Origin of the sequence: Iodidimonas nitroreducens, assembly GCA_000710935.1 — a bacterium.
GTDB lineage: Bacteria > Pseudomonadota > Alphaproteobacteria > Sphingomonadales > Rhodothalassiaceae > Iodidimonas > Iodidimonas nitroreducens.
Window position 1 is genome coordinate 91,985 of record BAYV01000003.1, and the last position, 10,780, is coordinate 102,764.

The 10,780-nt window shown below is 55.5% G+C and carries 10 protein-coding genes; all 10 read right to left on the reverse strand.

Going from position 1 to position 10,780, the window contains the following annotated elements; all coding sequences use genetic code 11:
• Nucleotides 1-111: 111 nt before the first annotated feature.
• Nucleotides 112-1,806, reverse strand: coding sequence for a Na(+)/H(+) antiporter subunit D (locus tag AQ1_RS01095; RefSeq protein ID WP_042083070.1), 1,695 nt, complete (start codon nucleotides 1,804-1,806; stop codon nucleotides 112-114).
• Nucleotides 1,796-2,086, reverse strand: coding sequence for a hypothetical protein (locus tag AQ1_RS01100; RefSeq protein ID WP_042083073.1), 291 nt, complete (start codon nucleotides 2,084-2,086; stop codon nucleotides 1,796-1,798). Before AQ1_RS01100 ends, AQ1_RS01095 begins: the two co-directional genes overlap by 11 nt.
• The gene (locus tag AQ1_RS01105) at nucleotides 2,083-3,549 is read right to left on the reverse strand and encodes a monovalent cation/H+ antiporter subunit D family protein (RefSeq protein ID WP_042083076.1); all 1,467 of its coding nucleotides are present in this window, start codon (nucleotides 3,547-3,549) and stop codon (nucleotides 2,083-2,085) included. Before AQ1_RS01105 ends, AQ1_RS01100 begins: the two co-directional genes overlap by 4 nt.
• Complete coding sequence (locus AQ1_RS01110) at nucleotides 3,546-5,033, reverse strand: monovalent cation/H+ antiporter subunit D family protein (RefSeq protein WP_052370684.1); 1,488 nt, start codon at nucleotides 5,031-5,033, stop codon at nucleotides 3,546-3,548. Before AQ1_RS01110 ends, AQ1_RS01105 begins: the two co-directional genes overlap by 4 nt.
• Nucleotides 5,033-5,404, reverse strand: a complete 372-nt coding sequence (locus AQ1_RS01115; RefSeq protein WP_150006888.1) for a cation:proton antiporter subunit C — start codon at nucleotides 5,402-5,404, stop codon at nucleotides 5,033-5,035. Before AQ1_RS01115 ends, AQ1_RS01110 begins: the two co-directional genes overlap by 1 nt.
• Nucleotides 5,404-6,378, reverse strand: a complete 975-nt coding sequence (locus AQ1_RS01120; protein WP_042083080.1) for a DUF4040 domain-containing protein — start codon at nucleotides 6,376-6,378, stop codon at nucleotides 5,404-5,406. Before AQ1_RS01120 ends, AQ1_RS01115 begins: the two co-directional genes overlap by 1 nt.
• A complete protein-coding gene (gene mnhG, locus AQ1_RS01125) occupies nucleotides 6,375-6,725 on the reverse strand; it encodes a monovalent cation/H(+) antiporter subunit G (RefSeq protein WP_052370687.1) in 351 nt (116 codons plus the stop codon). Before mnhG ends, AQ1_RS01120 begins: the two co-directional genes overlap by 4 nt.
• Nucleotides 6,725-7,048 (reverse strand): monovalent cation/H+ antiporter complex subunit F, encoded by a 324-nt coding sequence (locus AQ1_RS01130; protein ID WP_052370689.1) that lies wholly within the window; start codon nucleotides 7,046-7,048, stop codon nucleotides 6,725-6,727. Before AQ1_RS01130 ends, mnhG begins: the two co-directional genes overlap by 1 nt.
• 4 nt (nucleotides 7,049-7,052) lie before the next feature.
• Nucleotides 7,053-7,526: a Na+/H+ antiporter subunit E gene (locus tag AQ1_RS01135; protein ID WP_042083083.1), complete on the reverse strand. Its 474-nt coding sequence runs from the start codon at nucleotides 7,524-7,526 to the stop codon at nucleotides 7,053-7,055.
• A gap of 206 nt (nucleotides 7,527-7,732) precedes the next feature.
• Nucleotides 7,733-10,780: Ig-like domain-containing protein (locus AQ1_RS01140; protein ID WP_042083086.1), on the reverse strand; the 3,048-nt coding region annotated here is incomplete at its 5' end.

The following is a 10,780-nucleotide window of genomic DNA, read 5'->3' on the forward strand; positions in this document are numbered from 1 at the left end:
TATCCATGGCGAAGGCCTGCGGCTCAATCCCCAAATATCAGGATCTATACTCCGGCTTAAACATTTGGCCGATCAAAAGAGCGGGGATGGATCGGCTACCATCGATAGGGATCACATCGCCCGCAGATAATAGATCACCGCATAAGCCACCACGAAAGCCAGCACCCACAGGGCCGATATGCCGATGCTCCAGCTTGCGGCCAAGCGCTTTTGCTGCCCCACAAGGCCATCGAAACCCGATCCCATCGATCCCCAAAGGGATGACAATATGGCCATCACGCCCGCCCGCAAAGCCCCCAGCCCCCGCGAGAGGCGGAGGGCCAAAGCCTTGCCAGCCCGGCGATAAAACCAATCCGTATCAAGGCAGATGGTACGGGTGCGCCGCATCAGGGGCAGGAACAGGAAGAAAGCCAGCCCCGAAAACAGCAAGAGCTGCAAATAAAACACCAGCTTTGATGCTTTATAGGCATGAAAGCTCGTTTCATAAGGCAGCATCGCATAAAGTGGCTCGGGCCAGATGCCAAGGCCGATGCAAAAGGCCGAAAGCAGCCCCATCGCCAGCGCCATATTCCAGGGCGCATCTTTGGGCCGCATGCCGCTGTCTTTTTGGAAGAACACAAACCACGGGAATTTGATCCCGGCATGAAGAAACACCCCCGCCGAGGCTGCCGCCAGCAAGAACCACACCACCGGCAAATGCTCCAGCGCCGCGGCTTCGGATATCATGGTTTTGGTGGTGTATCCCGATGTCATCGGGAAGCCCGAAATCGCCAAAGCCCCGATGATCCCGCACAATGCAGTAATCGGCATGGTCCGAAACAGGCCCCCCAGATCGGTACACAGGCTTTTGCCGGTGCGGTGCAGCACCACGCCCGCGCTCATCAATAAAAGCGCTTTGTATATGATATGGGCAAAAGCATGGGCGGCCGCGCCATTGATGGCCATTTCTGTTCCGATGCCAATGCCGGTGACCATGAAGCCCACCTGATTGACGATGGAATAAGATAAGATCCGCCGCGCATCATTTTCCAAAAGCGCATACATGATGCCGTAAAACACCATATAAAGGCCTACGAAAACCAGAATCTTCTCGCCCGGAAAGAGCAGGATCAGCGTCAGCACCGCTGTTTTGGTGGTATAGGCGGAGAGAAAGACCATGCCGGTGGCGCTGCTTTCAGGATAGGCATCCGCCAGCCACGACGATAAGGGCGGGGCCGCCGCATTGATCAGCAAGCCGATCAAAATCATCCAGCTTGAAAAATCCGTGGCTTTCATCGCCATGATCTCAAGGGATCCGGTACCAAGATAATGGCCGATGATCCCCACCATCAGGATCACGCCGCCCAGAAAATGGATGACGCCATAGCGAAACCCCGCCGCCCGGGATTTTTCGGTTCCCCCCATCAAAATGACAAGGGTTGAGAAAATCGCCATCATTTCCCAGAAAATGAACAGGGTCAGCAGATCGCCGGAAAAAGCCACGCCAATGGCCCCGCCCGCATAGGCAAAAGCCGCTGCGAGTTCGGCATTTCGGGCGGTTTTGAAGGCATAAAGCCCCCCGGCAAAGGCCATGATCGAAAAGACCGTGGCAAACAATCGGCGCACCGGGCTGCCTTCGATCAATTCCACCGGATAGTTCATATAATGGGCGGAAAGCGAAACCCCATCAGGCACCTGCAAAACCGCATAAAGGGTGAGGAGCGGCGCCGCCAGAACAATCAGCGTCCGCATGTGCCCGCGGCTGAAGGCAATCAGAATGGCCGCCAGCATCATGATCAGGCCCGGAGGGATCATTTCAATGCTCATAATGATCTTCACCCCGCTTCAAAACAAAGCCGACAAGCTTCGCGGCCACCACCATCACCGCGCAGGATAAAAACCCAAACACGGCGGCAAAGCCCATCCAGCCATCAATCCCAAATGAGGCATGGGGCTTGACGAAAAGCTGTGCCGCCACGGTCCCGGCCAGGATCGCCACAAAAACCACCCATAAAAGCCGGATGGTTGAGGGGCGCACCAGCCAGTGCGGCTGTTCATCATGTGCAGCCAATTCGGGATCAGGTTGATGGGGGGATTGTTCGCTCATGGTCTCATCTCCACAATCGGCATCACCAGATCGATCACCGGCCCATTGAACACAAAGAACACAAGAACCAGAAGGGAGGTTGCTATTAACGCAATCCGGATCGGCACATTCGCCTCTTTATGATCAAGGGGCGGGGGCACATCTTCGGCCCGGAAGAACGCGCGAAAGATGATCGGCAGAAAATAGCCCGCATTAAGCGCCGTGGATAAGACCACGGTGCCAATCGCAATATAATTTTCAACCGCAAAAGCCCCGCTCAGCAGATACCATTTCGAGACGAACCCCGCCGTGGGCGGCACCCCGATCATCGACAAGGCCCCAATGGCAAAGGCCCCCATGGTGATGGGCATCCGCAGCCCGATCCCGTTTAACTGAGTGATTTCGGTTTTTTTCGATGCGGTGTAGATGCTGCCCGCCGCAAAAAACAAGGTGATCTTGCCAAAAGCATGGGCCACAATATGCAAAATCGCCGCAATCTGCGATAAGGGGGCCAATATGGCTGTGGCCATCACGATATAGGAAAGCTGGCTGATCGTGGAATAGGCCAGCATCCGCTTCAGATTGGTTTGCTGCAAAGCCACAAGGCTCGCCGCAATGATGGTAAAAGCGGCCACCGGCACCAGCCAACTGCCCATCCCGCTATTGAACAGAAAATCATAGCCAAAAATCAGGATGATCACCTTGGTGATGGTAAAAACACCCGCCTTCACTACCGCCACCGCATGGAGCAGGGCAGATACCGGTGTGGGCGCCACCATCGCTGCAGGCAGCCATTTATGGAACGGCATCACCGCTGCTTTGGCCACCCCAAAGACATAAAGCCCCAGCATCAGCCCCAGCGCCGGACCGGCGATATGGCCGTCTAAAATGCCGCCCGATTGAAAATCCAGCGTTCCGGTGAGGCTATAGGTCCAGATGATGGCGGGCAGGAATAATCCGATCGAAGCGCCGATCAGAACCCCGAAATAAACCCGGCCCGAGCGCATGGAATTGGCATCGCCCTTATGCGTGACAAGGGGATAGGTTGATAAGGTGAGCACTTCATAAAAAATGAACAATGTCAGCAAATTGCTGGCCATGGCCACACCCATAACGGCAAAAAGCGCCACCGCGAACAGGGCAAAAAACCGCCCCTGATGCGCTTCCTTATTCCCGCGCATATAGCCAATCGAATAGATCGTGCTGATGATCCATAAAAGGGATGCAAGGGCGGCAAACACCATGCCCAAGGGCTCAATTCTGAACGCCAGCGGCACATGGGGCAGAATATCAAACAGGATAAGCTGCGGCCGATCCCCCGCCATCACCCCGGGCAGCAGGCACCACACCATGATGGTGAGGGCAAAGGCCGCGATCAGGCCGAGCCCATCGCGCAGATTTGGAAAGCGTGCGAGGAAGGCAATGAGGATCGCCGCCACCGCCGGAATGAGAAGGATGGCGCTTAGGATGAAGCGATCAGTCATTTGGCATGCTCCATCAAAATCTGGGCGGCATGTCCGGCCAGTTCCATGGGTATATGCGGATCAAGCCCGAAATAGATATTGAGCCCCACCATGCCCCATAAAGGAATGAGCATCACCAAAGGCGCTTCCCGAGGCGGCGGCAGATCATCGGCGGGGGCCCGGAAATAGGCTACCTCAACCACCCGCCAGATATAAACCACCGCCATGAGCGAACTGATGAGGATAGCCACGATCAGCGCCACGCCCAAAGCGCCCTGCTCCAAAGCGGCCTCGACCAGAACCCATTTCGAGATGAAGCCCGCTGTTAAAGGCACGCCCACAAGGCTCATCCCTAAAAAGACAAAGCCCGCCATGGTCCAGGGCATCCGTCGTCCGGCCCCTTCAAAGGCCTTGAGATCGGCCCCTCCGATCCGCACCACAAGTGCAGCAATGGCTAAAAATAAGCCGCCCTTGATCATCGCATGGTTGAACATATGCACAACCGCCGCCGTTAAACCGGCGGTACTGAGCAAAGTGGCCCCCAAAAGGATATAGCCAAGCTGAGCCACTGATGAATAGCCCATCATCCGCTTGATATTCTGCTCGCGCATGGCCACCGCCGAACCGATGATCATGGCCAAAAGCGCCAAGGGCATCAGGAAGCTGGCAAAATGCAGATCATGAAGGGCCAAAGCCCCGCCAAAAACCAGAAAATCAAAGCGGAACAGCACATAGAGCATCACCTTGGTAGCGCTGGCCGCCAAAAACACCGCCACTGCCGAAGGGGCCTTGGCATAGGCATTGGGCATCCACACATGGAGCGGGAAAATCGCCGCTTTCAAAGCGAGGCCAATGGTGACGAAAGCCGCCGCCAGCATCACCGGATGCAGATGCGGGGCATTCATCAGGCGTTGAGACAGATCGGCAAGATTGAGCGTGCCGGTCATCATATAAACCAGACCAACACCGATCAGATAAAAAGACGCACCGACCGTGCCCATCACCAGATATTTGAAGGTGGCCGGCAAAGCCCCGCGATGGGGGCCATTGGCAATCAGCACATAGCTCGCAAGGGATGAGATTTCCATGAACACAAAGATATTGAAGGCATCACCCGCCACCGCGATCCCGCCATAAGCCGCCAGCGCCAACAGCCAAGCGGCATAAAACAAAGGCTGGCGATCGGCTGCGATATCCTGATCAATGCTGGGCTTTGCGGTCAGCAGCGCCAGCGTTGAGGCCCCGGAAACCACCAGAAGCATCAGCGCCGAAAAGGCATCGATCCGCACCTCGATCCCATAAGGGGCCACCCAGCCCCCCACGGCATAGGAAATGATCGTGCCATCATAAACGCTGATCGCCAAAAAAATGGCTGTAACAAAAACCACGAGGCTGACAGCCAAAGCCAGAAGCCAGGCCAACAAACGATTGGGCATCAAAGCGGCAAGAGGCGCCGACAGCAAAGGGATGATCACCGGAAAAACCGGGAATTGCGCCGCCAGCATCAGTGCGTCCGATCCATATCTGAAACCTTGTCTTCTTCAATCGTGCCATAGGCTTCCCTGATCCGCACCACAAGGGCAAGACCCAAGGAGGTTGTTGAAATGCCCACGACGATGGCGGTGAGGATCAAAACCTGCGGCAGTGGGTTGGAATATATCTGCGGATCATGGGCGGCCTGAGCACCATGGGAAATGATCGGGGCGGTGCCTCCCTCTACCTTATCCATCGAGATATAAAGCAGGAAAATGGCCGCCTGAAAGATATTCAGGCCGATCAGCTTCTTGGTATAATTGGGTTTGGTGATCACGGCATAAAGGCCGATCAGCAGCAGAAACGCGAAAACCCAATAATTATATAGCCCTAAAAGATCCATCATGATCTGTGCTCATGTCCGGCGAATGCATGAAAAATGGTCAGCATCACGCTGGCAACTGCAAGCCCCACACCAAATTCGATCAGGATGATGCCCAAATGCTGGCCGGCCACCGGATCGGATGACAAAACGGAATAATCCAGCAGATTGCCCCCCAGCAAAAGCGTGACACCCCCAACCCCCGCATAGATGAAGGCCCCCAAGCAGGCGAGGCCAAAAATCAGCTTTGGCGGCATCAGGCGGCGGGCCACATCGCCTGAATAAAGCAGAGCATATAAAATCAGCGCCGTGGCAATGATGGTGCCCGCCTGGAAGCCGCCGCCGGGGCCAAAATCCCCATGAAACTGCACATATAGACCAAATAAAATGATGAAAGGGATGAGGATTTTGCCAACCACCCGTGGGATCTGCTGATGATAAAGACCATCATTGATCGCCGCCTCATCCAATTTTGCGCGGGGAAAGCCCAATAGGGATAGAACCCCGATGGCCGCGGTCAGCACCACAAAGACCTCGCCCAACGTATCATAGCCCCGGAAACTGGCGAGAATGGCCGTGACCACATTGGGCACATGAATGAGTTCTGGCGTTTTCTCAAGATACCATGGTGCCAGATATTGATGCACCGGCGCTGAAGGATCGCCCAATTGCGGAAATTGCAGGCTGGAAAACAGGATCACCATGGCCAGCGATGCCATCACCACAAGCCCTATACCCCGCTTGCGCGTGGGGCTGTGTTCATGTTCAGCGCTGAGCGCAATGGCGCCCAGAAAAAACACCGTCGCCACCCCGGCCCCCACGGCGGCCTCGGTCAGCGCCACATCGGCGGCATCCAGAACAAAGAAATTGGCGGCCATCAAAAAGCTGAAAATTCCGGTCAGCATAGCAGCCGCAAACAGATTGGGCGTTTCCACCACGGCCAGCGCCACGATCACCATCATGGTCAGCAAAAACAGGCTGAAAACGATCATCATGGCGCGTTTCCCTCGTTATCTGATGAGCCAAGCACCAAAGGCTTTGGCACATCCTTGCCATGCGCACGGGATTTGATCGCCGCATGGGCCAGCGCATAGCCCGCTGTGGGGCTGGTGAACAACAAGAAAAGCAGGATCGCCAAAAGCTTGATGCTGGCCAAAGTGAAGCCGGATTGCAAAAGAAGGCCCAAAACAACCAAAAGCGCACCACCGGTATCGGCCAGGCTGGCTGCATGCATCCGGGTGAAAAAATCGGGGAAGCGCAGCATCCCGATGCCGCCGATCAAAACAATCAAAGGCCCACCAATCAGACAAATCCAGCTTAAAATTTCAATGAGTTGATCCATCACAGGGCCTTTCCATCCGCGGCACCCTTTTCGGCATGATCCGCAACAGGATTTTGCGCTTCCAATGCCCTGTTGCGGGCACGGCGCTCAACAAATTGCAAAACGGCCACAATGCTTACAAAATTGATCAGGGCATAAGCTAGGGCCAGATCGAGAAAATCCGGCCGCCCCGATAGGAAAGAAACCACCGCGAGGAACAAAACAGTTTTCGTGCCAAACATATTGGCAGCCAGAATCCGATCATAAACCGAAGGCCCCACCACCGCACGGGCGATGGCCAAACACATAGTGACCAGCAAAGCCAGACTTGCCCCAATGAACATAGGCTCAGTTTTCTCCGCTGAAATTAAGAGTACGGCGCGACATAGCCGCGATCCCGGACAAGGCATCGCGATCATCAAGGCTATGAACCAGCAAAACGCCCTGCAACATATCGCAGGTGACCGTACCCGGTGTGAGGGTGATGGAATTGCCCAAAATCACCTGCCCCAGATCATGGGGATTTTCGGCTTCGAATTTCAAAAAGCCAGGGCTGATATCAAGCTTTGGCGAGAGAATGGCGCGGATCACCGCAAAATTGGACTGGGCGATTTCCTTGAGCAACCACATCCAATAGCCAAGAATGGACAGACCAAGCTGCACCGGCACCGTATCTTTGGTGATGATCCCAAGATGGCGGGAAAGCCAGATCACAAAAAGGCATGAACCAAGCCCCAAGGATAACAGAAGCGGCTCATAGATCCCCGACCATAAAAGCCAGGTGCCACAAAGCGCCAAAAATAAAACAAGACTTCTGATCATGCCCCTCAATCGCCATTTTTTTGAATGATCGTTTTAATGTTCAGCCTGATGCCAAGCGGCACGCTGACATGTGACTACAAAGAAACGTGGCCCTTGTAAATGATCAGTCGAAAAATTGCCTGTATGTGGGGTCTTTCCGGATAATTTCAGGGCAAATTTTCAACCAAAAAGAACCCATTCTGCTGATCAGAACATGCGATACCCCCTCACCAAACCACATGTTCAATATCGGTGAAATCGATTTTTGAACCATCCTCAAAGCTGATCGTACCCGATACATTTTCGCCCAGATCAAGCAGATTGCCGCTGAGATTGCTTCCCTCGAAACTGGCACCATTTTCGATGGCAATGGTCCAATCCTGCCCATTGCCAACGGCGGCGGATATGTCGATCACATCCGTCCACGCCCCATCGCCGCCATCGATGCGATCACGGCCAGCATTGGCCTCGATCAGGAAAATGTCCGCGCCTTCGCCCCCATCAAGACGATCATTGCCCTCGCCACCCGACAGAACATCATTGCCAGCACCGCCATCGAGGCGATCATTGCCCTGAAGGCGTCCGCCGATCAGTATGTCGTCGCCATCGCCGCCGAACAGCTCATCGTTCCTTGTCCCGCCATCGATGACATCATTGCCCGCACCGCCTTCGATATGATCCTGGCCATCACGACCGAAAATTTCATCGTCACCGTCGGTGCCCACAAGACGATCATTCTGATTGGTGCCCTCGATCACCTGCCCCGGCGTAGCATCCCCACCGTCAGCGGAGAGGCTATCGCCAGCAGGAGGCAGCGCAATTTTGATGCTGGCGCTATCACGACCGCCCGCAGCATCCGTCACCTCGATGGTAACAAGGCGCTCGCTTTCGCCTTCCGCCCCCAGGCGGCTTTCATCGGCAATGCGCAGGTCCCCGTTCACAGGATCAATGCTGAAAGCCCCATCCTCATTGCCGCCACTGATGGCAAAGGTCAAAGCCCCACCCTCGGGATCTGTGGCATCGAAATCAAACACCGTCATGCCATCACTGATCCCACCCGACAGATCAACCGGCACCGCCCCATCATCGGGCAATTCCACAGGCACAGGATCAAAACGGATCGATTTCAGCGTGAAATCAGAATTATCGCCCGTTGGTTTTCCGGTAACATCAATCGCCTCGATCCTGATCGCGGCAATGGCCGCCCCGCCCACACCCAAGCTGAAGGCAAAAGATGACCCCGACAGCTTTGTGCCGGTATCAGGGCTCATCACCCCGGTGGCAATAACCTGGCCCTCGGCATCAAAGGCCGTCCATCGGCCTTGTTCGCCACCCGGAAATTCACCTTCGATCTGGCGTTCAGTGATCAATTCCACATTGCTCACCGGCTCATCAAAATTGATGGCCAGCGATTCCGATGTTCCACTTTCGGCCATAAAATCGATCTGCGTGCCGATCCGCCCGCCGCTCACCCCGATGCCATTAGAGGCATTCACCGCCAGATTGACCGGATTACCATCGGCACCCTGTGCCGTTATGGTGGCAAAATCACCCAATCGACCGCTCGAACCATCTGCGGGATCGATCACCAAAGTGCTGGCATCAAGGCTGGTTGTGCCCTCGACTTCAGAAGCAACCGTCAGGATCGGCACATCATTGGTGCCCGCCACCTCAATGCTGATGCGCTCTTCGCTCACCCCGCCCCGGCCATCATCCACCTGATAGGTGAAGCTGACGCTGCGGCTTTCCCCCAAGCCCAAATCCTGAAAATCATCACCGGGATCAAAGCTGAAGCTGCCATCGGCATTCACCACCACCGAGCCTTCATCCGGCCCTTCGAGAAGGCTGAAGCTCAAGACATCGCCATCACCATCAATGGCAAAAAGCTGGCCATTGACGACGGGCCCATCCTCAACAGCAGAGACGAGCCCCGGAATGGCCATCGGCACATCATTCACATCCTGCAGGCGCACCACAAGATCACCCTGATCGGTGCCGCCCTTGCCATCCGAGACCTCGATCACCAGACGATGTTCGGCCTTTGCATTGAAATCAAGGGCATCGCCATTGGCAACGGTGACGATACCGGTCACAGGATCGATGCTGAAGGCCCCATCCTCATTGCCCGAGATAATCGAGAAGACGAGATCATCGCCATCGAGATCGCTGCCATCGAAATCCGCCACCAATGTTCCATTGGCGGCTTTTTCCGAGAGTTCTGCCTCATAGCCATCCGCACCGGCCACAGCAGGCGGAATTTTATCGAAACTGACTGATTTCAAAGTGAAATCGGAATTATCGCCGGATGCTTTTCCGGTGACATCAATGGCTTCGATCTTAATCGAGAAAACCGGCACGCCGCCGGTATCGATATCATAGCGCACGGATGAACCCGATAAGCGGGTGCCTTCATCCAGATTGAGCAATCCGGTGGCCACGATATTGCCATCGGCATCAAAAGCCGTCCACCGGCCCTGCTCACCGGTTGGAAATTCATTTTCAATCTGCCGTTCGCTGACCAGCGACACATTCACCACCGGGCCATCAAAGTTCAGGGTCAGGGCCTCGGATGCACCGCTATCAGCCATGAAATCGATCTGGGTGCCGATCCGCCCGCCATTCACCCCGATGCCATTCCCATTGGTGAGCGCCAGATCGGCGGGATGGCCATCCGCCCCGCTAGAGGTAATGGTCACGAAATCGCCCAGCCGCCCCATCGACCCATCATTGGGATCAATCACAAGGCCGGTTCCATCAAGGCTCACATGCTCGATCCCCGATTGATTGAGGCTCAGGATCGGCGGATGATTGGGATCGGCCAATGTCACCTGCAAGGAAGCCCGATCCACACCACCATGAGGGTCGCTCACCTCAACCACCAGATTACGGATCGCACCATCCGAAAGATCAGGCTCCACGCCGGGCGCGAAGGTCACCACCCCGGTGGCGGCATCGATCAGGAAGGCCCCATCCTCATTGCCTGAAATGATCGAGAAAACGAGATCATCGCCATCAATATCGCTGGCCCCAAAATTGGCGACAAAAGCCGGATCGGATGCGGATTCGATCACCGCACCCCCACCAAGGCTGATCTCCTGCCCGGCTGGTGAGGTATCCACAAGGGGATCGGTGCCCGTAAAATCAAAGCCCATCGCCATGGCCGGATCACCGGTGGCAACCCCGCCTTCGGCATCGGTCGCGATATCCCCGGCGCTGCGCACCCCATCGAATATCTGAACCCCGTGAATGGTGCCGGAAAATTCCTGCGCAGGATC

Coding starts and splice junctions, on each gene's coding strand:
- AQ1_RS01100 (WP_042083073.1), bottom strand. CDS start 2,086: ATGAGCGAACAATCCCCCCATCAACCTGATCCCGAATTGGCTGCACAT.
- mnhG (WP_052370687.1), bottom strand. CDS start 6,725: ATGGATCAACTCATTGAAATTTTAAGCTGGATTTGTCTGATTGGTGGG.
- AQ1_RS01120 (WP_042083080.1), bottom strand. CDS start 6,378: ATGATGATCGTTTTCAGCCTGTTTTTGCTGACCATGATGGTGATCGTG.
- AQ1_RS01135 (WP_042083083.1), bottom strand. CDS start 7,526: ATGATCAGAAGTCTTGTTTTATTTTTGGCGCTTTGTGGCACCTGGCTT.
- AQ1_RS01115 (WP_150006888.1), bottom strand. CDS start 5,404: ATGGATCTTTTAGGGCTATATAATTATTGGGTTTTCGCGTTTCTGCTG.
- AQ1_RS01105 (WP_042083076.1), bottom strand. CDS start 3,549: ATGACTGATCGCTTCATCCTAAGCGCCATCCTTCTCATTCCGGCGGTG.
- AQ1_RS01130 (WP_052370689.1), bottom strand. CDS start 7,048: ATGTTCATTGGGGCAAGTCTGGCTTTGCTGGTCACTATGTGTTTGGCC.
- AQ1_RS01095 (WP_042083070.1), bottom strand. CDS start 1,806: ATGAGCATTGAAATGATCCCTCCGGGCCTGATCATGATGCTGGCGGCC.
- AQ1_RS01110 (WP_052370684.1), bottom strand. CDS start 5,033: ATGCTGGCGGCGCAATTCCCGGTTTTTCCGGTGATCATCCCTTTGCTG.